This is a genomic window from Pseudomonas sp. Eth.TT006 (genome assembly GCF_054456575.1).
In genome coordinates, this window is the sequence record NZ_JBTJEN010000020.1 from 25,772 (window position 1) to 52,030 (window position 26,259).

Genomic DNA, 26,259 nt, shown 5'->3' on the forward strand with positions numbered 1-26,259 from the left:
AGATCGACAATGGCATGAAGCAGTTTTTCGACGGCATCAGCCAGAACGTCGACTACGTCGCCAGAGACCCGCGCGTGATCGCGGCCAAAGACCTCAAGAGCTACGCCGGCGCCGACGCCGCGCAAATTCCTCTGACCCAGACCAACAAAGAGCTGCTGGCGATCTTCGATCAGTTTGCCAAAAGCCATCCGAGCACCGCGTACCTGTCCCTCGGCCTGAGCGATGGCGGCTACGCCAGTTGGCCGGACGACACCAAACTCAACAACTACGACCCTCGCGTCCGCCCCTGGTACAAAGCAGCCATCGCCGCGCCAGGCACTACCGTGCGCACCGGTGCCTACTATTGGGCACCGGACGATGTGACGCTGATCGGTACCGTGCACACCGTTGCCGATGCCTCCGGAAATATCCTCGGCGTGGTTGGCCTCGACGTGTCGCTCAAACAGCTCACCGAGCTGGTGCGCAACATCAAGCTGGGCGACAGCGGCTATCTGATGCTGGTGGAAGCCAACGGCAACGTGCTGGTGGACCCGAGTGACGCGACGCACAACTTCAAACCGCTGAGCGATCTCGGGCCGAACTACGCCGAACTGGCCAAGCGCGGTGACGGCGTCACGCAAATCGAGATCAATGGCGTGCCATACATGGCCAACGTGGTCAGCTCCAAAGACCTCGGCTGGCGCTTTATCGGCCTGATCAAACGCGATGAAGTGATGGCCGACGCGACCCGTCTGACCTGGTTGATCGCCGCGATTGCTGCGGCATTGGCGTTGGTGTTTGCCATCGTCGGGGCCAGCTTCGCCCGCGTCATCGTGCGTCCGATTCGCGGCGTGGCCGACGGCCTGCAGGAAATCGCCGAAGGAGAGGGCGACCTGACCCGTCAGCTCAACGTGCAGGGCAAGGACGAAACCGCGAGCCTCGCGGGCTGGTTCAATCAGTTCCTGGCGATGATCGCGCAATTGGTGCAGCGCATCGGCAGCGCTTCATCCGACCTGCAGACCGCCGCCGCCGACACCAGCGACGTAGCCAACAACATGAACCAGGCAGCGGGGCGCCAACGTGAAGCTGTCGAGTTGGTGAGCACCGCGTTCAACGAAATGGTCGCGACCGCCAACGAAGTCGCCCGCTCCTGCAGTGCCGCCGCGTCGAGTGCCGACGAAGGCTATCGCGATGTACATGACGGCCAGCAGTTCATCGGCGAGGCCACCGGCAGCGTGCTCAAACTCAGCGAAGACCTGCAAAAGTCGACCCAGACCATGCAGTTGCTGGAGCAGGACAGCCAGAACATCAACACCATTCTCGACACCATCCGCTCGATCGCCGAGCAGACCAACCTGCTGGCGCTCAACGCCGCGATTGAAGCCGCCCGCGCCGGTGATCAGGGCCGAGGCTTCGCCGTGGTCGCCGACGAAGTCCGCGCCCTCGCGCGGCGCACCGCCGACTCCACCGGCGAGATCGACAGCCTGCTGGGCAATCTCGCCCGCCGCACCCAGGAAGTCACGCAACAGATGCAAGGCAGCCTGCAGGTGTCCCACGCCAGCGTGGAACGCATCCAGCAGGCGCGTGACAGCTTCGACAAGATCCGTGGCTCGGTGGACTCGATCCGCGACCAGAACACCCAGATCGCCACCGCCGCCGAAGAGCAGCATCAGGTGGCTGAAGAGATCAACCGGCACATCGCGCAGATCCACGCCGATGCACAACTGGTCGAAGGCTTCGCCCGGTCGTCGCAGACGGGGTCGGGGCGGTTGATCGAGATTTCCGGTCAGTTGAAGGGGTTGGTGGGGCGGTTCAAGTATTAGGGTCGGTGTCCGAGTGAAAGCGCTGAATGCTCGGCGGTTTTCACTCGGGCGGAGCATGTTGCGGGGATTGGTCTCATGGTATGCGAACAACGCAAATGATCAGTCTGCCGAACGATGCTCAGAGACTGTCCGGATCCCCAAAAAACATCTGAATCCGCGACCTTAACCAACGCTCCCCCGGATCATTATCCTGCGACCCGCGCCAGGCCATGTGCAGCTCGAACGTGCGCGTCGGCAACGGCGGATCTTCCGCGCGCACGTCACCGGCCGCCGTCAGCGCTTCCGCCGTGTAATCCGGCACGGTGGCGACGATATCGGTGCCTGCGAGCAGCGTGCTCAAGCCGTTGAACTGCGGCACGGCCAGTACCACGTGGCGCTTGCGTCCGAGTTTTTCCAGTTCTTCATCGATAAAGCCACTGAGGTCGCCGGCAAACGACACCAGCGCGTGCGGGCGCGCGCAGTAGTCGTCCAGGCTCAGCGGGCCGGGCACGGTGTCGGCGCGCAGCAGTTTTGGCTGGCTGCGGCGCAGGACCTTGCGCTTGGCGTTGGCCGGGAGGTCGGTGGTGTAGCTGACGCCGATGGAGATTTCGCCCGACGCGAGCAGGCCCGGCATCAATATGTAGTTGACGCGGCGCACCACCAGCACGATCCCCGGGGCTTCGGCGCGCAGGCGTTTGAGCAGCATCGGCAGCAGGGCGAATTCGACGTCGTCGGACAGGCCGATGCGGAACACCGAGGTGCTGGTGGCCGGATCGAAGTCTGCCGCGCGGCTGACCGCGGTGGAAATGGAGTCGAGCGCCGGCGAGAGCAGGGCGAAGATTTCCACGGCGCGGGCGGACGGTTCCATGCTGCGTCCGGTGCGCACGAACAGCGGATCATCGAACAGGCTGCGCAGGCGCGAGAGCGCCGCACTGATCGCCGGCTGGCCGAGAAACAGCTTCTCGGCGGCACGGGTCACGCTGCGTTCGTGCATCAATGTTTCGAACACGATCAGCAGGTTCAGGTCGACACGACGCAGGTCATTACGATTCATCTGGAGTCCTGGCAGAGTCATCAAGCTTGACGAGAGCGGCCATATGAGAACAATGGCCGGCATGAATATTAAGGGGAAAGGCTGGTACTCTGCACCGCTAAATTCAGCTTTGCCCAGCCGATTGCGGCGTTTTTTTCATGGATTTGGCGAACGCCGTCCATACTGCGGAATCAATGACAGGCATGTCGACTATTAATAGCCACTGATGGTCTTGGGTCAAAAGCCCAGATAGAGTTCATGGCATTAGAGGTTACTTTGACGAGGTTTGCGATGTCCCGCACGATCCGTTTTCACAAGTTTGGTCCGGCCGAGGTGCTCAAATGCGAAGAGCATGCGGCCGCTCAGCCAGGTCCTGGCGAAGTGCAGGTGCGTGTCGAGGCGATCGGCATCAGCTGGTACGACATTCTCTGGCGCCAGAACCTGGCCTCGTCGCAGGCACGTCTGCCTTCCGGTCTCGGCCATGAAATGGCCGGCGTGGTCACAGCCATCGGTGATGGCGTTGATGATCTGTCGATTGGTGACAAGGTCGCCAGTTTCCCGGCCGAAAGCCCGAACGACTACCCGGTGTATGGCGAGCTGATCGTCCTGCCGCGCACGGCACTGACCCGTTACCCGGATGTGCTCAGCCCGATCGAAGCCAGCGTGCATTACACGCCGCTGTTGATCGCCTATTTTGCCTACGCCGATCTGGCGCGGGTCAAACCGGGGCAGTTCGCCTTGGTTACTGACGCCAGCCATTGCGCCGGTCCGTCTTTTGTCCAGTTGGGCAAGGCGCTGGGCGTGCGGGTGATCGCCGCGACCAAAACCGCGGAAGAGCGCGAATACCTATTGTCGCTGGGTGCCGAGAAAGTCATCGTCACCGAGGAAGAAGACCTGTTGATGCGAATCAACAAGATCACTGACAACCGTGGCGTCGACGTGGTGTTCGACGGTCTTGGCGGCCCGCAGATGTCGTTGCTCGGTGACGTGCTTGCGCCGCGCGGCAGCCTGGTGCTGTATGGCTTGCAGGGCGGCAACCAGACACCGTTCCCGGCGTGCGCGGCGTTCCAGAAGAACATCCAGTTCTTCGTGCACTGCATCGGTAATTTCACCGGCAAGCCGGAGCTGGGCATCACCCAGGATCACGTCGCGTTGCAGCGTGCCTTGCGTGACATCAATCAGTTGACCGCCGATCGCGTGCTGCTGCCACTGAAGACGCGAGTGTTTCCGTTCAACGAGTTTGTTGAAGCTCATCGCTACATGGACGAATGCCCATGCCGCGAACGGGTCGCCCTTCAGGTCGAGCCTGCGTAAAGCCCCTCCATCAGAGTCCGTGATTTCCACGGACTCTTGCGTTTCATCTCCTGCGAATCACCACTGCCAGTCGCGCATGCGTCTGGATCGATATCTTCTGTCCGTCCTGTATGTCCTGAAAATCGCACCTCTGGTGGCGAGCGATTGCCAAGTGCATTCGCTTCTCTGGCGATGTTTAAAGTCGGGTTCTGAATAGTCCGCCAAATTCTGTTTAATGGGCGTAGGGTATTTCCTATATGTGTTCTGCTTTTCGTGTACTCAATATTCGTGGGACGCTGTAAGAAGTTTCCTCAGATATTTTTTTGATAGAAAAAAACCAATACTTTCAGTGGCTTGTGTGACTATTGGGTGCGCTGTTGTGGCTTGTAAAGGGTCAAGTGTTGCAAATAACTTCAAAAACATAAGTGTTAGTATTTGCTCGTCTATTACTTATTGATGAATTTATTGCGCCAGTGTCACTGCTGATGCGTGATATGACTTTTTTACGCCGGGTAAAGTACTGATGAGCACGATCCATGATCAGGCAATGAACTATGTCTACCAGCAAGTGTTGCAGCGACTGCTGAGCTTCTTCTCCAGAGCCGAACGCACGGCGCTGCAGTTGCTGATCCAGAGGCTGGTGGTCGCCGCGGGCGGCATGGAACGCATGGGGGACTACAAGGTGATGGTCACACCATCCGGCACTCGCGACAGTTGTTACACCCTGGCGCTGCTGCGCGCCGCGCAATTGAGTATCGCCGGGCGTGCGCCGGCCACCTTCCAGCTGCGTGTCGCCACGTTGCGCTGGAGCGGGACGGGGACTGCAACGCTCGACAATCTGCACCGCAGTTTTGGCGCGTTGTTCCTCTACGATGATCCGCGGGTCGAATTGCTGATGGTCGATCATCGTCAAGTGCTGCCATTCAGTCATCTGGAACCCATCAGCAGGGAAAACGCTGACGCCAATCGCATCAACGTGTTGATGATGGGGCATCGACGAGCCAGGGATGAAGGCTTTGTCCTGTGTGACGATGCATGCCTGGCCTGGGCTGAGTTTTACGGTCAGATCGCGCGTTGGGGGAAGGGCGTCGATGCCTGGGTTTGCAGCGACTCGCCAAATCGCCAGAAGCAGTTCATCGAACATCTGGAACATGCCCTGCAAAAGGCCGGAATCGACGGGTTGGCGCCCAATACCGGTACCTTCGATGAGCTGTTTGCCTTGCTCGACGGCTTGGGCGGGGATTTGTATCGAGGGTTTTACAGCGAAGCCGAGCGGCTGTGTTGGCGCCCGGAGAACGGGTTCGAGTCCTGCCGACGTACCACGTTTGTCGACATCCACGACATGGTGCTGGTGGGCAATCTGGAAGAGCGCTGGCCATTGCTCAGTGAGTTTCTCGGATTTCAGGCCGAGGAGTGGCCGTTCAATCAAGACGAGGGTGAGTACGCGGATCCTTTGGTCGAGGCTCATTTATGTGGGCTGCAGGCCGAATTCATTGGCGCGGGCACCTACGAAAGCGGTTTTTCGGAGCATGTCCGGCGTACGTTGGTGAACATGCAGCAGCGACAGCTGCCAGAATCGGCTTGCGAGCAGTTGCTCAGTCGCTTGGGACATCCACAGGCCATCGATGAACTGCGCGAACACGCGGCGAACAGCTTGCACAATGCGTACGGTCTGAACGAAGCGCAATCGGTCTGCCTGTTGTTCTCACCCTTCATTGAGCAGGGCGCTGGCCTGGAGCGATTCCTGCGCAGTTGTCATCCGGGCATGCTGGTCGCGATGCCCGAATTGCACCGCGCGATGCAGGGGCTGCACGGGCCGGAGCAAGTGCTGCAATGGATGACGGATGTGAGTGGTTTGCCCGTCCGATTGATCAGTCGTCTCTATGCCATGGAGCCTCTGCCTGCCAGGGAGACTTCAATACCAGCTCGGGAGAATTCATCAGATAGGACAAACATCGATTCCGGGCGTTTGGCACCTGTGGAATGAACGTTGAAAACTGTCGGATAGATCCCGTCGCGCTGCGGTCAAACTGCCAGTAAACTGCGTTGTATTTCCTGAACCACTCTATTTCAGAGGTTTTGCATGACTATCAGTCCTTTAGCGGGCAAACCGGCACCGGCAGAATTGTTGGTCGATATCCCGCGACTGGTAACGGCTTATTACACTGGCCAACCGGATGCGTCGATTTCCACCCAGCGCGTGGCATTTGGTACCTCTGGCCACCGCGGCAGCTCCTTCGATCTGAGTTTCAATGAATGGCACGTGCTGGCGATCAGTCAGGCGATCTGTCTGTACCGTGAGGCGCAGGGCATCACTGGCCCGTTGTTCGTCGGCATCGACACCCATGCGCTGTCGACCCCGGCCGGCGCAAGCGCGCTGGAAGTGCTGGCGGCCAACGGCGTAACCGTGATGATTGCCGAAGGTGATGAGTACACGCCGACCCCGGCGGTATCGCACGCGATCCTCTGCTACAACCGCGGGCGTACGTCCGGGCTGGCTGACGGCATCGTCATCACGCCATCGCACAACCCGCCGCAAAGCGGTGGCTACAAATACAACCCTACCAACGGCGGCCCGGCTGACACCCACATCACCAAGTGGATCGAAGCCAAGGCCAATGAGCTGCTCGCCAACAAACTGGCCGGGGTCAAACGTGTGAGCTACGAGCAGGCGCTCAAGGCCAGCACCACCCACCGTCACGACTACCTCAACACCTACGTTGCCGACCTGATCAACGTGATCGACTTCGATGCCATCCGTGACGCCAAACTGCGTCTGGGTGTCGATCCACTGGGCGGAGCGGGGGTGCGTTACTGGTCGGCGATTGCCGAGCACTATCGTCTTGATCTGGATGTGGTGAACAGGCAGGTCGACTCGACGTTCCGTTTCATGACGGTCGATTGGGATGGTCAGATCCGCATGGACCCATCGTCCAGCCACGCCATGCAAGGCTTGATCGGCCTCAAGGAACGCTTCGACGTCGCGTTCGCCTGCGATCCGGATCACGACCGTCACGGCATCGTCACCCCGTCGGGTGGCCTGCTGGCACCGAACAACTACCTGGCGGTGGCCATCGACTACCTGTTCCAGAACCGTCCGCAATGGCGCGCCGATGCTGCCGTGGGCAAGACCGTGGTCAGCAGCGGCTTGATTGATCGCGTGGCCAAACGCCTGGGCCGTCGCCTGTACGAAGTCCCGGTCGGTTTCAAATGGTTTGCCGATGGTTTGTTCGACGGCTCGCTGGGCTTTGGTGGTGAGGAAAGTGCTGGTGCGTCGTTCCTGCGCAAGGACGGCGGCGTGTGGAGCACCGACAAGGACGGCCTGATTCCAGCGCTGCTGGCGGCGGAAATGACTGCCCGTACCGGGCGTGACCCGAGCCAGGCTTATCGTGCACTGACTGATGAGCTGGGCGAACCGTTCTCGGTGCGCGTCGATGCCAAGGCCAACCCTGAGCAGAAAGCGCTGCTGAGCAAACTTTCGCCGGAGCAGGTGACCTCGACCGAACTCGCAGGCGAGAAGATTCAAAGCATCCTCAGCCATGCGCCGGGTAACGATCAGGCCATTGGTGGCCTGAAAGTGATGACCGAAAACGGTTGGTTCGCTGCGCGTCCTTCCGGTACCGAAGACATCTACAAGATCTACGCCGAAAGCTTCATTGGCGACGACCACCTCAAGCAACTGGTGGCCGAAGCGCAGACTTTGGTGGATGGCGCTATTTCCACCAAGTGATGGTCAGGTCGTGAGGCCTTTGTGTAGCGAGGGGATTTATCCCCGATGGACTGCGTAGCAGTCCGTTCCTATGCTGAATAATGGCCGCTGTGCGGCCAATCGGGGGATGAACCCCCTCGCTACAAAGGCAAAAAAGGGGCGACCATTATGGTCGCCCCTTTTTTTCGTCTGCAGTTAAGGCCTTCAGGCCAGATCGACCAGCACGATTTCGCTGTCTTCGATCGCAGTCACAGTCAGCAGTGTTTCATGCTCGACTGCAACCCCGTCTCGCGCTTGCGCTCGCAAGCCGTTGACTTCAATCACACCGGTGGCCGGCACCAGATACGCGCGCCGGCCATTGTCCAGGAGATACTCCGCCGTTTCCCCGGTCTTGAGATTCGCCGCGACCAAACGGGCGTCAGCGCGAATGCGCAAGCTCTGATCGTCGCCGTCCTTGCCGCTGGCCAGGGTTACAAAACCTTCGCGCTGGCCTTTGGGGAACGGCTTGGCACCCCATGATGGCGGCGCGCCGGTTTCGGTCGGCACAATCCAGATCTGGAAAATCCGTGTTTCCTTGTCTTCCAGATTGTATTCGCTGTGGGCGATGCCGGTACCGGCGCTCATCACTTGCACGTCGCCTGCTTCAGTACGGCCCTTGTTGCCCAGGTTGTCCTGGTGGGTAATCGCACCTTCACGCACGTAAGTGATGATTTCCATATCGCGGTGCGGGTGCAGCGGAAAACCGGTGCCTGCGGCGATCACGTCATCGTTCCACACCCGCAGATTGCCCCAGTTCATGCGTTGCGGATCATAGTACTCGGCGAACGAAAAATGGTGATGGGCATTCAGCCAGCCGTGATGAGCGCCGCCCAGCGTGTTGAAAGGTCTGAGTTCCAGCATGATCGTCTCCTCAAAAGGTTCGTCATGGGGCGTAACGCCTGAGCCACGAAGCGAAACCGTCGGTTAATGACAGGCATCATCTATCAGGCAAGCATCAAGAAAAAGCGTAAAAACTGCGGCATTCCGATCGAATTAATCGATTGGATGCCGCATGAAACAATCTCATCCGACTTTCAATTCATCGCCTAAACCAATGACCTGTAAGCATTTCGCTAGAACTGATGGGCAAATACCGCCACCATAGCCGCAACAGCCTCACACCCTGGAGCCCTCAGCGTGACGCAACACACTCCCGATCTTCCTCCCGAACTCCGCCCCCTAGCCGAGATGCCCTGGTTCAAGCGCCTGGCCGCGCGGTTCTTCGGCCATGGTCTGACCCGCTTGCGCGCGCAGCATCGTGCTTCATGGCTGCACGGTCAGGCCGACGGGTTTCGCAGCGGTCACACCGCCGGCGTGGAGTACGGCTTTAAAGAGGGCAAGCTCGAAGGCCTGGAAGAAGGCCGACAAATCCTGCTGATTCGTGACAGTCGCAATACCGAGCACCGTCCGCCGAGCATCGACAACCATCTGTTCGACGATTGGCGTCTGCCGCTCAGTGCCGAACTGAAGAAGCGCATGAAGGCCGATGTGGCGCGCCTGCTGCCTGAACACGCCCAGCCCAGCGTTGCTCAATGGAAGATGATCTTCAGTGATACGCCGTCAACCTCAGTGATTGCCGGGGCCGGAGCCGGCAAGTCGACCACGCTGGTGTTGCGTATCCTGTTGCTCACGCACTACCTGGGCTTTGAGCTGGACTCGATGACCGTGGTGACCTTCACCCGTGAATCGCGCAAGGATTTCATCAACAAACTGATCGAATTGTTCGCCCTGTGGGGCCGGCCGCTAAGCTTGAAGCAGGCGCGGGAGCTGGTGCGCACCTTCCATTCACGTATTTTGCCGATGGTCCGCAGTCTGCCGGGGTTCGAGCGCTTGCAGGCGTTCGAGAACCTGAGTGACCGGATGCAAGGCGCTGACGAGGAAGTCGACAGCAATCCGTTCGACCTGCGCATTAACGACGCCCAGCGCCGCCAACTCAACGCCTGTTATCACCGGTTGTTTACCGAAGACGAGCGTTTCCGTCAGTTGATTCAGCCATTGGCCAAGGCCGGCTTGCAGCTCAAGGAGCTGGAACGCGATCACCCGGACGTGCAAAAGCGTATGGCCGTGACTGAATTGGCGGCCAAGCGCGATGAAGAGCTGTGCGACGCCATCGAAGATCTGTGGTTTCGTGCCGGTGCCTGGCCGATCAAGGGTATCGAGCCCAGCCGGCAAACTTTTGAAATTAATGGCTCAACCTTCCATTGCCATGGCTACATTCCCAGTCTGGATGCCTGGGTAGTGCTGGGTTTTGATCCTCGGGAAAACCCGCAGATCTGCAGACCCAATGCCAAGCTCAGTGTCCGCGCCGAGTGGGCCGTAAAGCGCACTCTGTTTCAAGCTTTCTGTCGTAAACCATTGATTTGGTTAGATAGCTACGACTCATCAAAGCGGGTTTTGGCGATGCTGGCCGCTGATGCCAGCGCCGGTCCAGGTTTCGATTACAAGGTCAAAGGCGAGTTGGCGTCGGCGCCACTGCTGGACTGTTTTGTCGCGGCGGCTGGCTTCATCGAAAACCTCGGGCTGGATGTGCCGGATGCGGTCGGACGCATGAGTTTTGCCAAGGACGATCCGGACCGGTTCTTCTTCGAAGCGCTGAGCCTGTTCTGGCGCGCGCTGGAAGATCATCTGCTCGATCAGAAACCGCCGGTGATGACCTATAACCGAATGTTTGCGCTGTTCAGCGAGCATTCGCCGGAGAACCTCAAGCTTCTCAGTGATGAGCTGCTGAGGCCCATGTCGCACCTGATGATCGACGAGTTTCAGGACGTTTCGCCGCAAATTGTCTCCTGGATTCGCGCCAGTCTCGCGGAAATTCGCAGTCGCGGCCCGGCCATGCATGTCGGGCGAGGAGCCCAGCGTTCATCTTTGCTCTGTGTGGGAGACGACTGGCAGTCAATCTACGGTTGGCGCGGCAGTTCGCCGAGTTACTTCATGGAGTTCAACAAGGAATTCCCGTCACCGAGCACCACCCGGGTGATGCTCAGTGACAACTACCGCAGCCATCAGCACATCATTGATGCGGCCGAGCACATTGTGCGTGCCGCACCGGCGATTCCGGGCAAGAAGGCCAAGGCCGGCGGCGCGCCAAAGCCGCTGCAACCGGTCAATGTACTGGAGCGTAACGATGAGGCCATGGGCCAGCGCCTGGCCGAGCATTACAATCGTGGTGATACGATCTTGATGCTTTATCGAAAAGGTAGCGATAAGTCACTGTTTGAGCAGCATATTCAGTCAGTAGTTAATGTTGATTCGAGCTTGCCCTACGACGCTCGGCGCCTGAAACAGCTCACGTACCACAGTGCCAAAGGCCTGCAGGCCGATGCGGTTTTCCTGCTTGGCGATTGCCAGCACCTGACCAGCTCACCGTATAAAAATCAGGTTTACCGCATGGCCGGGCTCGGCAAGACCGGCGACAGCGAGCCGTATGACACGGCGCAAAAGGACGAAATCCTGCGCCTGGCTTACGTTGGCATCACTCGGGCCGCCAGCCATTGTTATTGGTACGTCGAACCGCAGGAGGCTCAAGCTGTGAACATGCCGAGGGCGTCCGATCGGGTTGCCCAAGGCAAGGCATTCTTCGCCGATCACCGCGCAAAAGTAAAATCTGCCTGACCATCAGGTACAAAAAAAGCCCGCCATCATTGGCGGGCTTTTTTATTAAAAACAAAGGGTTATGCGTAACTCTTGAGGGATTCCGGAGGAATGAAAGTCTCCAGTTCATCCTCCACGGCTTCAATGATGCGCTCGACATCCGCTGCATTCATCACCGTGGCACAAGGAATGCCGGCAATGGCGATCAGGGTTTCGCCGCTGGCACGATCAAACAGACGGGCAATCATGCTGCCCGGTGCATCCATCGTTGCTTCGAAACCCATGGGATGAAAGTGCCAGCGCATCAGCTGACACGCGTTGGGGAAGGTGACTTTACTGGAGCCGTTGTTCATGTGTTACCCGCCTTCTTCATCGAGCGTTTCCATTCGCTCATGCTAGGTGGGAAGAGCCTTCAATGGCTCAACCGGTCAATGACATTAAAAGTAGCATCCGCATGTGAAATTTCCGTGAGGTTTTTCAGTTCATTTTGCGATTGCTGCGCGTTTTTTGATGTAAGTCACGCGCCGATCATTCATCGCCAAAAGGCCATCACCGCTAGCCGTTGCTCGCCGCGCCGAACTTGGGCAAGCTCGATCTTTTTCTGCCGAGCCTTTTATGCACGCCGACGATGACGGCCCACAACAGACCCCGGCCACGGCCGCCACGGTCATGCGCTATCACCTGAGCTGGAAGCACCGCGACCTCGACAGCGTCATAGCGCTGTATCACCCCGAGGTTCAGTACAACGATTTCTTCCAGAATCGGGTCCTTGGCCTCGACGAGTTGCGCGAGTACGTGCGCGTCAGCATGCCGCGAGAATCCGACGAAGCGCTGGAGCATTGCGACCGGATTCGCGTGGATGGCAACACTGCGTTCATTCAGTACGAAGTGACCCTGCGCGGTGGCGATGGTCTCGTGTCGTTCCGCTCCAGTGAAGCGATCACGGTCAGGGACGGCCTGATCTGGCGGGTCAACGAATATGCGTCGCTGGTTCGCGGGCAAAGCCAGGATGCTGCGGCGCCCAGTCAGCGTCCGGCGGTCAGCCGCCTCGGGCTGTCACCGCGTCAGCTGAGTTTCATGGCCGAGGATCTGCAGCAATACTTCGAACGGCAGCAGCCGTATCTTGACCCGGAGCTGGACCTGCAACGGGTGGCGAAGGAGTGCGGCTACAGCCGCAACCAGATTTCCTATCTGCTCAACCAGGTGTTGGGGCAGAGTTTCTACCGCTACGTGAATCAGGCGCGCCTGCAACATCTGCTGAAATCGCTGGACTGCGCTGCCTCACCACTGCGCATCGACGAGCTGGCGTTTGCCGCCGGGTTCAATTCGTTGTCGGCGTTCTACAGCTGTTTTCGTCAGCACACCGGCCAGTCACCCAAGGCCTACGCCAAACAAATTTCTTTGCGGGCACGCGCGCAAGACTTGTCCTGATCCGAGCCACTAGGATCGACGCCATCGAAGGTTTTCAGTGGCGGAGTCTTGCATGCCGGCGTGGCGCACTATCAGTTTGTGGATGGACCAGCTTGACGAACCGCTGCTGGCAAGGCCGGCACTGGAGCAGGATCTGGATGTCGACGTGGCAATCATCGGCGCCGGTTACACCGGGCTGTGGACCGCGTACTACCTGAAAAAGCTCGCGCCGGGCCTGGACATCGCCATCGTCGAGGCGCAAACCGCCGGTTTCGGTGCATCCGGGCGCAATGGCGGCTGGCTGATGGGCAATCTGCTGGGCGAGGATCGGCTGCTCGCGGGTCTGTCGCCGCAACAGCGTCGCGCCTCGTTCGATTTGCTGCACAGCATTCCGGACGAAGTGGAAATCGTCCTCGAACGTGAAGATATCCGCTGCGATTATCGCAAAGGCGGGGTGTTGTACTGCGCCGCTCGCTACCCCGAGCAGGAAGCCAGCCTGCGCGAATACCTTGCCAAGTTGCATGCTCAGGGCCTTACCGACAACGATTATCGCTGGCTAAGCCCTGAGCAACTGGCGCAACAGATACGTATCGCCAAAGCCTATGGCGGTATTTACGCGCCGCATGTGGCGACCATCCACCCGGCGAAGCTGGTGCGCGGTCTGGCGCGTACGGTGCAGGGCATGGGGGTGAAGATCTACGAAAACAGCCCGGTCACCCATTGGCAGTCGGGCAGCTTGCGTACGGCCAAGGCCAGCGTGCGCAGTCGCTGGATCGTGCCGGCCGTCGAAGGTTATTCGGTCACGCTGCCGCCGCTGGGGCGCTATCAACTGCCGGTGCAAAGCCTGATTGTCGCCACCGAGCCGTTGTCGGCGGCGACCTGGGACGAAATCGGCCTCAATCGCGGCCAGGCGTTCAGCGAGTTCAGCCGCCAGGTCACGTATGGCCAGCGCAGCGCCGACAACCGCCTGATCTTCGGTGCCCGCGGTGGTTACCAGTTCGCCGGCAAGCTGCGGCACAACTTCGACCTGACCCGCGATGAGGTCGAGCTGCGCCGTTATCTGTTCGGCGAGCTGTTCCCGCAACTGAAAAACGTGCAGATCACCCACGCCTGGGGCGGCAACCTTGGCATGTCCCGGCATTTCAAGCCGCACATGCTTTGTGATCGCGCCAATGGCATTGCGCTGTCCGGCGGTTATGGCGGGGAGGGTGTCGGTGCCAGCAATCTGGGTGGTCGCACCCTGGCCGATCTGATCCTCGAACGTGACACCGAACTGGTGCAGCAGCCGTGGGTGCTGGCGGACGGCGGGATTCATGCGCTGCGCGCCTGGGAGCCCGAGCCGTGCCGCTGGCTGGGCTACAACGCGATCATCAAAAGCTTCGTCCATGAAGACCAGACCCTGGCCAACCCGGCCACCGCGCCTTTGCGACGCAAGCTCGCCAGTCGGGTCGCGGGCTTTATGGAAGGTTTCATGCACTAAGCGCCGTTTTCCTCACAAGACAGGTTCCGCCATGAACATTACGCAGTTCAAGAACACCGCCAGCCTGCAGCTGGACGAGTCGAACCCGGTCGCCGTGCCCCTCGGCCAACCCATCGCCATTGCCTCGACCACCAGTGTCGAGCGCGACGACGGCGTGGAAACCGGCGTCTGGGAATGCACGCCGGGGCGTTGGCGCCGACAGATCACCGCTCAGGAGTTCTGCCATTTCATTTCCGGGCGTTGCACGTTCACCCCGGACGACGGCGGCGAAATCCTGCACATACAAGGTGGCGACGCACTGATGTTGCCGGCCAACACGCTCGGTATCTGGGATATCCAGGAGACCGTGCGCAAGAGCTACGTGCTGATTTTCTGATTGTCTGATCCTTTGATTGCCTGCCAACAACAATAGTCTCTACAGGAATCGACCCCATGCTCCAGAAAACCCTCAGCCTGGCGCCGCTGCTGCTGGCCGCCTCGATCAGCCATGCCGCGGAAACGGTCAAGGTTTACAACTGGTCCGACTACATCGCACCGGACACCACGAAAAATTTCCAGAAAGACACCGGCATCGGTGTCACCTATGACGTCTACGACAGCAACGAAACCCTCGACGGCAAGTTGATGACCGGTAAATCCGGCTACGACGTGGTGTTTCCGTCCAACCACTTCATGGCCCGGCAGATTCAGGGCGGGGCGCTGAAGAAGCTCGACAAGAGCCAGTTGCCGAACTGGAAGAACCTCAACCCGGTGTTGCTCAAGGCTTTGCAGGTCAACGACCCGAACAACGAGCACGGCTTCCCGTACCTGTGGGGCAGCACCGGGATCGGTTACAACATCGCCAAGGTCAAAGCGGTGCTGGGTGACAACGCGCCGGTGGATTCCTGGGATCTGATCTTCAAGCCCGAGTACATGGAAAAACTGCAGAAATGCGGCGTCGCCATCCTCGACAACGGCCCGGAATTACTGCCGGCGGCGCTCAACTATCTGGGATTGCCGCCACACAGCAAGAACCCCGACGATTACAAAAAGGCCGAAGCGCTGCTGATGAAAGTGCGGCCGTATGTCAGTTACTTCCATTCCTCGAAATACACCAGCGACCTGGCCAACGGCGATATCTGCGTCGCCGTCGGTTTCTCCGGCGACATTCTGCAAGCGGAAAACCGCGCCAAGGAGGCGAAGAATGGCGTTGATATCGGTTACGCCATTCCCAAGGAGGGCGCGGCGATCTGGTTCGACATGGTAGCGATGCCCGCCGATGCGCCGGACGAGAAGGCCGGTTACGCCTTCATGAACTACCTGCTGCGCCCGGACGTGATGGCCGGCATCAGCAATTACGTGCACTACGCCAACGGCAACCAGGCGGCTGACGGCCTGATCGACCCGGCGATCAAGGGCGACACCAAGGTTTACCCGAGCCCGGAGATGATGGGCAAGCTGTTTGCGCTGGAGGCGATGCCGCTGAATATCGACCGGATCCGCACGCGGGTATGGAACAAGATCCGTACCGGTAGCTGATCCACTTCAACCCTGTAGGAGCTGCCGCAGGCTGCGATCTTTTGACTTTGCTTTTAAGATCAAAAGATCGCAGCCTTCGGCAGCTCCTACAAAGGCGTGTTTATTGGGCTGATATCAATGCACTGGCATCGCACTAATAAAGTGCAGGAAAGTGAGACGCGCCTAACGAAAAACAACTTAGCCATATTTAATATTTAAATAGAAAATCGTCAGACAATTTGGCAGGGCGCAATCCACTAAAACATTCTTTCGCCTCCGCAGGCTTTGTTTACGGCAGTTTTCCGGACTAGTGCAATTTGATCTCAAAAAAACGCTAGACGACAGATTTCAAATTGTGTCAGGTTTCTGATGCCTTCATTGGGCGAGTGATAGGACGATCTCGCCAGGGATTGTCCCTATCTGACAAAAACTGTTCCATTGCTAAACAAGGAAGTGTGTTTATGTCGAAAGTAAAAGCTAACGCTATTGATATCACCGCAGACACATTCGTGCCTGTCGGCGCCGTGCAGCCTCTGGCTGCAACCAGCTCCGCCTGGAACCAGATCAATAGCTTCAGCCACCAGTACGACCGTGGCGGTAACCTCACGGTCAATGGCAAACCCTCCTTCTCCGTCGACCAGGCTGCAACCCAGTTGCTGCGCGACGGCGCTGCCTACCAGGACAAGGATGGCAGCGGCAAGATCGAACTCACCTATACGTTCCTGACTTCGGCCTCGTCCAGCACGATGAACAAGCACGGGATCAGCGGGTTCAGCCAGTTCAGTACGCAACAACAGACCCAGGCCAAGCTCGCCATGCAATCCTGGGCCGACGTGGCCAACGTGACCTTCACCGAAAAAGCCACGGGCGGTGACGCCCACATGACCTTCGGGAACTACAGTGGTGGCCAGGATGGTGCTGCGGCGTTCGCTTATCTGCCAGGCACAGGCGCCGGTTATGACGGCACCTCGTGGTACCTGATCAACAGTGGCTACACGCAGAACAAGACCCCGGACCTGAACAATTACGGGCGTCAGACCCTGACTCACGAAATCGGCCACACCCTGGGTCTGGCTCACCCTGGCGACTATAACGCCGGGAATGGCAACCCGACCTACAACGACGCTTCCTACGGCCAGGACACTCGCGGCTACAGCGTCATGAGCTACTGGAGCGAAAGCAATACCAGTCAGAACTTCAGCAAGGGCGGCGTCGAAGCGTATTCGTCCGGCCCGCTGATGGACGACATTGCGGCCATCCAGAAGCTCTACGGCGCCAACATGAGCACCCGTACCGGTGACACCACCTACGGCTTCAACTCCAACGCCGGTCGCGATTTCCTCAGCGCCTCGTCGTCGAGCGACAAGCTGGTGTTCTCGGTGTGGGATGCGGGCGGCAAGGATACCTTCGACTTCTCGGGCTTCACCCAGAACCAGAAGATCAACCTCAACGAAGCGTCGTTCTCCGACGTTGGCGGCCTGATCGGTAACGTATCGATCGCCAAAGGCGTGACCATCGAGAACGCCATCGGCGGTTCGGGCAACGACCTGCTGATCGGCAACAGTGTGTCCAACGAGCTCAAGGGCGGTGCCGGCAACGACATCCTCTACGGCGCCGGTGGTGCGGACAAACTGTGGGGCGGTGCAGGTTCGGACACCTTCGTGTTCGCCGCCAGTTCCGATTCCAGGCCGGGGGCGATCGATCAGATCCTCGATTTCGTCAGCGGTCTGGACAAAATCGATCTGACCGGCATCACCAATGGCGCAGGCCTGCACTTCGTCAGCAGCTTCACCGGTGCCGCTGGCGACGCGATCCTGACCTCGTCGGGCGGCAACAGCCTGTTGTCGGTGGACTTCTCCGGGCACGGCGTGGCGGACTTCCAGGTCAGCACCGTGGGCCAGGCAGCGACCAGCGACATCGTGGCGTGATGTGAAACAGGAAAGCGGCGCGTGATGCGCCGCTTTCTTTGCTTGCATCGTTCGACGTCGTACGCAAGGCTACGCGCTGGAGTGAATATTCCCATGATCAGTAAAGCTTTTACCTACAAGGCACGGGCGTGGTTTAGCGCAGCGCTCATCATGATTTCTGGAGAAACAAGCATGGCAAGCAGCCTCAGACTCGAAGATCCGTCAGTATTCGCCGGCCAGTGGCAAGCGACGCTGAGCGCCAACAATGACGCACCCGAAGCGCAAAAGCTGCAGGACAAACCTTCGAACACCTGTGCCCTTGAACTGCTGGCCAACCAGACCGTAGGCAAGGGTGCCGAATGCCTGGGCGCATGGCTGGAAAGTTCGCCTGTCGGCTGGTTTCCGGAACCCGACGGAATTGCTGTCACCGGCAAGGAAGGTTCAAGAATCGTGTTTCTCAGCCGACAACGTGACGGGTTCTATTCCACCACTTTGAAATCGGGCCTGATGATTACACTCGAGCGCGCCACCCAATAAATGACCAACTAGCCGACTTGAATATAGGGCAGTGCTTGAATGTTATAAGTGAACACAGGCAGTTGTTATTGAATTGTAAGCGGTACTTGCAAAAACATCTTTCGCAGGTAAGCGGAACATTAATTGAGCGCTCGCCGAAGTCTGGCGAGATCTATCACTTCAGGAAGAATCAATGAAGATGGCGAAGGCCCCAGCCACCGCTCCCTTATTCAAGGCTTTGGCTGACTATAAAAGTATTCTGATCAGCGTCGGCTGCTTTACCGCACTGATTAACGTGCTGATGCTGGTGCCCTCGATTTATATGCTGCAGGTCTATGACCGCGTGCTGTCTTCGCAGAATGAAACCACCCTGGCGATGTTGTCGTTGATGGTCGTCGGGTTCTTCGCGTTCATTGGCGCGCTGGAAGTGATCCGCAGCTTTATCGTGATCCGCATCGGCAGCCAGCTGGAGCGCCGCTTCAACCTGCGGGTGTATCAGGCGGCGTTCGAGCGCAACCTTTTCAAGGGTGAGGGCAACGCCGGGCAATCGCTCGGCGACCTGACCCACATTCGACAGTTCGTCACCGGCCCGGCGCTATTCGCATTTTTCGATGCGCCGTGGTTTCCGGTCTATCTCTTTGTCATCTACTTGTTCAACGTCTGGCTGGGCGTGCTGGCCACTGCCGGCGCGCTGCTGCTGATTGCGCTGGCGTGCCTCAACGAATACATGACTAAAAAGCCGCTGGGCGAAGCTGCCGGTTTCTCGCAGAAGTCCAGCCAACTGGCGACCAGCCACCTGCACAACGCCGAAACCATCCAGGCCATGGGCATGCTCGGTGCACTGCGCAAGCGCTGGTTCGGCGTGCACTCGCGTTTCCTCGGCCTGCAGAACCAGGCCAGCGACACTGGCGCGATAATCAGCTCGATCAGCAAGACCCTGCGCCTGTGCCTGCAATCGCTGGTGCTCGGCCTCGGTGCCTTGCTGGTGATCAAGGGCGACATGACCGCAGGGATGATGATTGCCGGTTCGATCCTGATGGGCCGCGTGCTGAGCCCGATCGACCAGTTGATCGCGGTGTGGAAACAGTGGAGCGGGGCGAAGCTGGCTTACCGGCGTCTGGACGCGCTGCTGCAGGCGTTCCCGCCCAGCGATGAGGCCATGGCGCTGCCGGCGCCGAAAGGCCAGATCAGCTTCGAACAAGTGAGTGCCGGCCCGCCGGGGCAACGCGCTGCAACCTTGCACATGGTCAATTTCAATCTCGGTGCCGGCGAAGTGCTGGGTGTGCTCGGCGCCTCCGGTTCCGGCAAGTCGACCCTGGCCCGGGTGCTGGTCGGCGTATGGCCGACCCTCGGTGGCACGGTGCGTCTGGACGGGGCCGACATTCATCGCTGGAACCGTGACCAGCTCGGCCCATATATCGGCTACCTGCCACAAGACATCGAACTGTTCAGCGGCAGCATCGCCGAGAACATTGCCCGCTTCAGCGAGGCCAGCCCGGAGAAAGTCGTGGCCGCCGCGCAACAGGCCGGCGTTCACGAAATGATCCTGCGCCTGCCGCAAGGCTACGACACGCAACTGGGCGAGGACGGCAGCGGCCTGTCCGGCGGGCAGAAGCAGCGCGTGGCGCTGGCCCGGGCGATGTATGGCGAGCCAAGTCTGGTGGTGCTCGATGAACCGAACTCCAACCTCGACACGGTCGGTGAAGCGGCACTGGCCAGCGCCATCGCCCAGCTCAAGGCCAAAGGCACCACGGTGGTGCTGGTAACGCATCGCTCGTCGGTCCTTGCCCAGGCGGACAAATTGCTGGTGCTCAATGACGGCCGTCTGCAGGCGTTCGGCGCCAGTCAGGACGTGCTCAAGGCGCTGTCCGGCGCTCAGGAACAGCAACGGGAAAAATCCGCGCAGGCACCGGGCGGGCTCAGCATGAGCCGGCAGTACCAGCCCACGACAAGGAATTCGGGTGTATGAGCAGCGCCAGCATGAACACTGAAAACGAAGCGAGCATGGAACACGCGTACATCACCGAGCGCCCCGAGCGCGATGCGAAATTCTTCGCGCGCATGGGCTGGATCCTCGCGCTGGCCGGGGCCGGCAGTTTCTTCACCTGGGCTGCTCTGGCACCGCTGGATCAGGGCATTCCGGTGCAGGGCACCGTGGTGGTTTCGGGCAAACGCAAGGCCGTGCAATCGATGAGCAACGGTGTGGTCAGCCGGATCCTCGTGCGCGAAGGCGAGAGCGTCAAACAGGGCCAGCCGCTGTTCCGCCTCGATCAGACCCAGGTCGCCGCCGATGTGCAATCGCTGCAGGCGCAATACCGCATGGCCTGGGCCAGCCTCGCGCGCTGGCAGGCGGAGCGCGACAACCTCAAGCAGATCACCTTTCCTGCCGAGCTGAGCAACGATCCGGATCCGCGTCTGGCGCTGGTCCTGGAAGGTCAGCGTCAACTGTTCAGCAGCCGCCGCGAAGCGTTCTACCGCGAGCAGGCCGGATTGCGCGCGAGCATCGAAGGCGCCACGGCGCAACTGGCCGGCATGCGTCGCGCGCGCACCGATCTGAATGCCCAGGCCGACTCGCTGCAACAGCAACTGAGCAACCTGCAGCCGCTGGCGGACAACGGTTACATCCCGCGCAACCGCTTGATGGAGTATCAGCGTCAACTGTCGCAAGTGCAGCAGCAACTGGCGGAGAACACCGGCGAAAGCGGGCGCGTGGAGCAGGGAATCCTCGAATCGCGCTTGAAGCTGCAACAGCATGGCGAGGAATATCAGAAGGAAGTGCGCACGCAACTGGCTGACGCGCAGCTCAAGAGCGTGACGCTCTCCGAGCAACTGACTTCGGCCGGTTTCGACCTGCAACACAGCGAGATCGTTGCCACCGCCGACGGCGTGGCGGTCAACCTCGGGGTGCATACCGAAGGCGCCGTGGTGCGTCAGGGCGAAACCCTGCTGGAGATCGTTCCGCAAGGCACCACCCTGGAAGTGGAAGGGCATTTGCCGATCAACCTGATCGACAAGGTCGGTACGCACCTGCCGGTGGACATCCTGTTCACCGCGTTCAACCAGAGCAAGACACCGCGCGTGCCGGGTGAGGTCAGCCTGATTTCCGCCGACCAGATGGTCGACGAAAAAACCGGCGTGCCGTACTACGTGCTGCGCAGCAGCGTCAGTGATCAGGCGATGGAGAAACTCCACGGTCTGGTGATCAAGCCCGGTATGCCGGCGGAAATGTTCGTGCGCACCGGCGAACGTTCACTGCTCAATTACCTGTTCAAACCCTTGCTCGATCGGGCTGGCTCTGCGTTGACGGAAGAATAAGGATGTTCGGCGGTATGAATAAGCTTTCGATGTTGGGAGCAGTGCTCGCGCTGCTCGCAGGAAACAGCGCGCTGGCGGCCATGGGGCCTTTCGAAGTCTACGAACAGGCATTGCGCAACGACCCGGTGTTCCTTGGCGCGATCAAGGAACGCGACGCCGGTCTGGAAAACCGCGCCATCGGCCGCGCCGGTTTGCTGCCAAGGCTGGGCTACAACTACAACCGCGGGCACAACACCTCGAAGGCCACGCAACTGACCAATCGCGGCAACGTCACCGACGATCGCAACTACAACAGTTACGGCTCGACCCTGACCTTGCAGCAACCGCTGCTCGACTACGAAGCCTACGCCGCCTATCGCAAGGGCGTGGCGCAGTCGTTGTTCGCCGACGAGGCATTTCGCGGCAAGAGCCAGGAGTTGCTGGTGCGGGTGCTGGACAACTACACCAAAGCCCTGTTTGCCCAGGATCAGATCGACATCGCCCAGGCCAAGAAAAAGGCCTACGAGCAGCAGTTCCAGCAGAACGAGCACATGTTCAGGCAGGGCGAGGGCACGCGTACCGACATCCTCGAGGCCGAGTCACGCTACGAACTGGCGACCGCCGAGGAGATCGAGGCGCGCAACGAACAGGACGCCGCTTTGCGCGAACTGGGCGCGCTGGTCGGTGTGCAATCGGTGGACATCAGTGAGCTGGCGCCGCTGGATCAGAACTTCCAGACCTTCGCGCTGATGCCGGCCAACTACGACACTTGGCACGAGCTGGCGATCAGTAACAACCCGAACCTGGCGTCGCAACGCCAGGCGGTGGAAGTGGCCAAGTACGAAGTCGAGCGCAACCGCGCCAGGCACCTGCCGAAAGTCAGCGCCTACGCGTCGATCCGCAAGACCGAGTCGGACAGCGGCAACACCTATAACCAGCGCTACGACACCAACACCATCGGCTTCGAAGTCAACGTGCCGCTGTATGCCGGCGGCGGGGTATCGGCCGCGACCCGTCAGGCCAGCCGCACCATGGAACAGGCCGAATACGAACTCGACGGCAAGACCCGCGAAACCCTGATCGAGCTGCGCCGCCAGTTCAGCGCCTGCCTGTCCGGCGTCAACAAACTGCGCGCCTACCAGAAAGCCCTGGCCTCGGCGGAAGCGCTGGTGGTGTCGACCAAACAAAGCATTCTCGGCGGTGAGCGGACCAATCTGGATGCGCTGAACGCCGAGCAACAGCTCTTTACCACCCGCCGCGATCTGGCCCAGGCACGCTACGACTACCTGATGGCCTGGACCAAACTGCATTACTACGCGGGAACGCTGAACGAACAGGACCTGGCGCGGGTGGATGAGGCGTTTGGTGTTGCTCATCGCTAATGTGCATGACATGAGAGCGGCCCTCACCCTAACCCTCTCCCAGAGGGAGAGGGGACTGACCGGGGGATGCTCGAGATGGCCGCAGGCTTGACTGAGCTGTGCTGAATCCATAATCGACACGGTTTTTCAGGTCGATGCATAGCGCAAGACACCTGAATCGACTCGGTTTTTCAGGTCGATGCATAGCGCAAGACACCTGGGTCGGCTCCCTCTCCCCCCGGGAGAGGGCTGGGGTGAGGGTTCAGGCAACACCGCAGAAGAACCTGCATAAAACAAGAAAAGTGAGTGGTGAACATGGAAGTACGCATCAAGCCGGCAGCGGTCGGCACCCTGTTGCTCGCAGTTTCCATCGCGCAAGCCAATGCGCAGTACCTCGAAACCGGTCAGCCCGGCGATCCGGCCAGTTGGCGCAGCGCCGAATTCCAGCGTGACTGGGGGCTGGCGCGGATGCAGGCCGATCAGGCCTATGCCGCCGGCATCACCGGCAAAGGCGTGAAGATCGGCGCGCTCGATTCCGGCTTCGATGCCGCCCATCCCGAGTTCGCGTCTGACCGCTATCACCCGGTGCTGGCGTCCGGCAGCTATGTCGACGGTTCGCTGTTCAGCGTCAACGGCACCCTCAACCCGAACAACGATTCTCACGGCACCCACGTGGTCGGCACCATGGGCGCGAGCCGTGACGGCAACGGCATGCACGGCGTGGCATACAACGCGCAGATCTACGTTGGCAACACTAACAAGAACGACAGTTTCCTGTTCGGCCCCAATCCCGATCCGCGTTATTTCAAAGCGGCCTACGATGCCCTGGCCGCTGCCGGCGTGCGCGCGATCAACAACAGTTGGGGCAGCCAGCCGCCGGATGTCAGCTATCGCACCCTGGCCGATCTGCACGCGGCCTATGCCCAGCACTGGAATCGCGGCACCTGGCTCGACGCAGCAGCGGATGTCTCGCGGCGCGGCGTGATCAACGTGTTCAGCGCCGGCAACAGCGGTTACCCGAACGCCAGCGTGCGCTCGGCGCTGCCGTACTTTCAGCCGGACCTCGAAGGCCATTGGCTGGCCGTCTCCGGGTTGGATCAAAGTAATCAGCAGAAGTACAACCAGTGCGGCATCGCCAAATACTGGTGCATCACCACGCCGGGAGCGAAGATCGACAGCACCATTCCGGGCGGCGGCTACGCGATCAAGTCCGGCACCTCGATGGCCGCGCCGCACGCCACCGGCGCCCTGGCGCTGGTGATGGAACGCTATCCGTACATGAACAACCAGCAGGCGCTCGAAGTGCTGCTGACCACCGCCACGCAACTCGACGGTTCGGTCACCGATGCACCGAACGAGCGGGTCGGCTGGGGTGTGGCCAACCTCAATCGGGCGCTGCACGGGCCGGGGCAATTGCTCGGCGTGTTCGATGCCAATCTGGGCGCCGGGCAAAGCGATGTCTGGAGCAATGACATTTCCGACAAGGCGCTGATTCAGCGCCAGAGCGAAGACCTCGCCGAACACCGCGCCTGGCAGCAGACCCTGCAGGACAAGGGCTGGCAGCACGGCGTCCCGGCCGGCGCCAGTCAGCAGGATCAGACCGATTACGCGGTGGGCATGGCCCGCGATGCCGCTGCGGCGACCCGGATCTATCAGGGCAGCCTGATCAAGTCCGGGGCCGGGCGCTTGCTGCTGACCGGCGACAACACCTTCCGTGGTCCGACCACGGTCAATGGCGGTCTGCTCAGCGTCAACGGTTCGCTGGCCTCGGCGGTGACGGTCAACGACAGCGGCACCCTGGGCGGTTCCGGGCGGATCGGCTCGCTGCTCGCCAACCGTGGCGGCCGCGTGGCGCCGGGCAATTCCATCGGCACCCTGAACGTCGCCGGTGACGTGACCTTTGCCCCGGGCTCGACCTACGCCGTCGAGCTGTCGCCGAACAGCAGCGACCGCATCGTTGCCGGCGGCACCGCGGGCATCGACGGCGCCACGGTCAGCCTCTCGCTGGAAAACAGCCCGACCTTGCTCAGCACCACTGAGACCCGCAGCCTGCTCGGGCACTCGTACGACATTCTGCAAGCGGCCGGCGGCATTCAGGGCCAGTTCGGTGCGGTGCTGCCGGACTATCTGTTCATCGGTGGCAGCCTTGGCTACGCGGCGAATGCCATTCAATTGGATATCCAGCGCAACGCAACCACGTTCGCCAGCGTCGGGCAAACCCCGAATCAGCGCGCCGTGGCGGCGGCTGTCGAGGACCTCGGTGCCGGCAACTCGGTGTACGAAAGCCTGTTGCTGTCGCCTTCTGCAGCCTCGGCGCAACAAGCGTTCCAGCAACTGAGTGGGGAGATCTACCCGGCGCTGGGCACCATGCTGATCAACGACAGCCGGCAGTTGCGCGACGCGGTTGGCGAACGCCTGCACGACGCCAGCGCCACGCAAAGCAACGGCTGGATCAAGGCCCTCGGCGCCTGGGGTTCGACCGATTCCGGCCACGACACCTCGCGTTACAGCACGTCGATCGGCGGCTTGTTGGCGGGTGTCGACGGCGCGCTGGACGAGCAGACCCGTATCGGTCTGGTCACCGGCTACAGCGACAGCTCGCTGAACATGGGTTCGGACACGCATTCATCGGCCAAGGTCGACAGCTATCACCTCGGCGCCTACGCCGGTCACGACATCGGCGCCTGGCGTTTGAGCACTGGCGCGGCCTACAGCTGGCATCGCGCCGATGTGAAGCGCGATCTGCAGTACGGCGAAGTCAGCGCCAAACAGAAAACCAAGGTCGATGCGGCGACTACCCAAGTATTCGGTGAAGCAGCGTATCGCCTGAACCTGCAACCGCTGGCGCTGGAGCCGTTCGCCAATCTGGCCTACGTGCATCTGAACACGGAAGGATTCACCGAGAAGGGCGACGCCGCGGCACTGAAAAGCTCTGGTGATCAACGTGACGCCGTGCTCAGCACTCTCGGCGTACGCGCGGTCAAGCGCTTCAATCTGTCGAATCAGCAGGCGCTGGAACTGAGCGGCCACCTCGGCTGGCAGCACAGCTTGAGTGACATCGATTCTGAGCAGCACTTGCGCTTTGCCAGCGGCGGCACACCGTACGCGGTCGAAAGCTCGGCACTGGTGCGCGACGCCGCACTGGTCGGCGTGCAGGCCAGCCTGGCGTTGAGCAAGGACGTGCGGGTCAACCTCGATTACAACGGACAACTGGCCAGCCGCGAGAAGAGCCACGGCGTGGGATTGAGCCTGAACTGGCAGTTCTGACGGAGCGCTACGCCGCCCCCTGTAGGAGCTGCCGAAGGCTGCGATCTTTTGCCTTTGATTTTTTAAAAACAAGATCAAAAG

At 60.2% G+C, this 26,259-nt stretch carries 17 protein-coding genes and 2 pseudogenes; 16 read left to right on the forward strand and 3 right to left on the reverse strand.

Features of this window, described 5'->3' with window-relative positions; translation table 11 throughout:
- Window positions 1–14 precede the first annotated feature (14 nt).
- Window positions 15–941: pseudogene (locus ACXR0M_RS24405) on the forward strand (cache domain-containing protein); the annotation flags it as partial.
- Window positions 942–1,286: 345 nt separating this feature from the next.
- Window positions 1,287–1,802: pseudogene (locus ACXR0M_RS24410) on the forward strand (methyl-accepting chemotaxis protein); the annotation flags it as partial.
- 118 nt (window positions 1,803–1,920) lie between these two features.
- On the opposite strand, the gene ACXR0M_RS24415 reads toward ACXR0M_RS24410, so the two are convergent.
- Window positions 1,921–2,835: a LysR family transcriptional regulator gene (locus tag ACXR0M_RS24415; protein ID WP_458834211.1), complete on the reverse strand. Its 915-nt coding sequence runs from the start codon at window positions 2,833–2,835 to the stop codon at window positions 1,921–1,923.
- A gap of 270 nt (window positions 2,836–3,105) precedes the next feature.
- Between ACXR0M_RS24415 and ACXR0M_RS24420 the strand changes: the two genes are divergently transcribed.
- The 3 genes from ACXR0M_RS24420 to pgm all read left to right on the forward strand — a co-directional run bounded on the left by ACXR0M_RS24420 (window position 3,106) and on the right by pgm (window position 7,837).
- The gene (locus ACXR0M_RS24420; protein ID WP_458834212.1) at window positions 3,106–4,128 is read left to right on the forward strand and encodes a zinc-dependent alcohol dehydrogenase family protein; all 1,023 of its coding nucleotides are present in this window, start codon (window positions 3,106–3,108) and stop codon (window positions 4,126–4,128) included.
- Between the two features lie 502 nt (window positions 4,129–4,630).
- Window positions 4,631–6,094 (forward strand): hypothetical protein, encoded by a 1,464-nt coding sequence (locus ACXR0M_RS24425; RefSeq protein ID WP_458834213.1) that lies wholly within the window; start codon window positions 4,631–4,633, stop codon window positions 6,092–6,094.
- Between the two features lie 96 nt (window positions 6,095–6,190).
- A complete protein-coding gene (gene pgm, locus ACXR0M_RS24430) occupies window positions 6,191–7,837 on the forward strand; it encodes a phosphoglucomutase (alpha-D-glucose-1,6-bisphosphate-dependent) (RefSeq protein ID WP_458834214.1) in 1,647 nt (548 codons plus the stop codon).
- A gap of 183 nt (window positions 7,838–8,020) precedes the next feature.
- Here the strand turns inward: pgm and ACXR0M_RS24435 are convergent, their stop codons facing one another.
- Window positions 8,021–8,716 carry a pirin family protein gene (locus tag ACXR0M_RS24435; protein WP_458834215.1) on the reverse strand — a complete coding sequence of 232 codons (696 nt, stop codon included), beginning with the start codon at window positions 8,714–8,716 and terminating at the stop codon, window positions 8,021–8,023.
- Window positions 8,717–8,992: 276 nt separating this feature from the next.
- Here ACXR0M_RS24435 and ACXR0M_RS24440 point away from each other — a divergent pair, with 276 nt between their 5' ends.
- On the forward strand, window positions 8,993–11,467 hold the full coding sequence (locus ACXR0M_RS24440; protein WP_458834216.1) for a UvrD-helicase domain-containing protein: 2,475 nt from the start codon (window positions 8,993–8,995) through the stop codon (window positions 11,465–11,467).
- A 59-nt stretch (window positions 11,468–11,526) separates the two neighbouring features.
- Here the strand turns inward: ACXR0M_RS24440 and ACXR0M_RS24445 are convergent, their stop codons facing one another.
- The gene (locus tag ACXR0M_RS24445; protein ID WP_458834217.1) at window positions 11,527–11,799 is read right to left on the reverse strand and encodes a DUF1652 domain-containing protein; all 273 of its coding nucleotides are present in this window, start codon (window positions 11,797–11,799) and stop codon (window positions 11,527–11,529) included.
- A 262-nt stretch (window positions 11,800–12,061) separates the two neighbouring features.
- On the opposite strand from ACXR0M_RS24445, the gene ACXR0M_RS24450 reads away from it, so the two are divergent.
- The 10 genes from ACXR0M_RS24450 to eprS all read left to right on the forward strand — a co-directional run bounded on the left by ACXR0M_RS24450 (window position 12,062) and on the right by eprS (window position 26,178).
- Window positions 12,062–12,877 (forward strand): helix-turn-helix domain-containing protein, encoded by an 816-nt coding sequence (locus tag ACXR0M_RS24450; RefSeq protein WP_458834218.1) that lies wholly within the window; start codon window positions 12,062–12,064, stop codon window positions 12,875–12,877.
- A gap of 52 nt (window positions 12,878–12,929) precedes the next feature.
- Window positions 12,930–14,336 carry an NAD(P)/FAD-dependent oxidoreductase gene (locus ACXR0M_RS24455; RefSeq protein ID WP_458834219.1) on the forward strand — a complete coding sequence of 469 codons (1,407 nt, stop codon included), beginning with the start codon at window positions 12,930–12,932 and terminating at the stop codon, window positions 14,334–14,336.
- A gap of 31 nt (window positions 14,337–14,367) precedes the next feature.
- A complete protein-coding gene (locus ACXR0M_RS24460; protein ID WP_458834220.1) occupies window positions 14,368–14,712 on the forward strand; it encodes a cupin domain-containing protein in 345 nt (114 codons plus the stop codon).
- Between the two features lie 56 nt (window positions 14,713–14,768).
- The gene (locus ACXR0M_RS24465) at window positions 14,769–15,854 is read left to right on the forward strand and encodes a polyamine ABC transporter substrate-binding protein (protein WP_458834221.1); all 1,086 of its coding nucleotides are present in this window, start codon (window positions 14,769–14,771) and stop codon (window positions 15,852–15,854) included.
- A gap of 440 nt (window positions 15,855–16,294) precedes the next feature.
- Window positions 16,295–17,761, forward strand: coding sequence for a serralysin family metalloprotease (locus tag ACXR0M_RS24470; RefSeq protein ID WP_458834222.1), 1,467 nt, complete (start codon window positions 16,295–16,297; stop codon window positions 17,759–17,761).
- 93 nt (window positions 17,762–17,854) lie between these two features.
- Entirely contained in the window at window positions 17,855–18,277 is a 423-nt protein-coding gene (locus ACXR0M_RS24475) for an AprI/Inh family metalloprotease inhibitor (RefSeq protein ID WP_458834223.1), read from the forward strand.
- A gap of 172 nt (window positions 18,278–18,449) precedes the next feature.
- Window positions 18,450–20,225 carry a type I secretion system permease/ATPase gene (locus ACXR0M_RS24480; RefSeq protein ID WP_458834224.1) on the forward strand — a complete coding sequence of 592 codons (1,776 nt, stop codon included), beginning with the start codon at window positions 18,450–18,452 and terminating at the stop codon, window positions 20,223–20,225.
- Window positions 20,222–21,571, forward strand: a complete 1,350-nt coding sequence (locus tag ACXR0M_RS24485; RefSeq protein WP_458834225.1) for an HlyD family type I secretion periplasmic adaptor subunit — start codon at window positions 20,222–20,224, stop codon at window positions 21,569–21,571. Before ACXR0M_RS24480 ends, ACXR0M_RS24485 begins: the two co-directional genes overlap by 4 nt.
- 2 nt (window positions 21,572–21,573) lie before the next feature.
- Complete coding sequence (locus ACXR0M_RS24490; RefSeq protein ID WP_458834226.1) at window positions 21,574–22,932, forward strand: TolC family outer membrane protein; 1,359 nt, start codon at window positions 21,574–21,576, stop codon at window positions 22,930–22,932.
- A gap of 294 nt (window positions 22,933–23,226) precedes the next feature.
- On the forward strand, window positions 23,227–26,178 hold the full coding sequence (gene eprS / locus ACXR0M_RS24495; protein ID WP_458834227.1) for an autotransporter serine peptidase EprS: 2,952 nt from the start codon (window positions 23,227–23,229) through the stop codon (window positions 26,176–26,178).
- Window positions 26,179–26,259 lie beyond the last annotated feature (81 nt).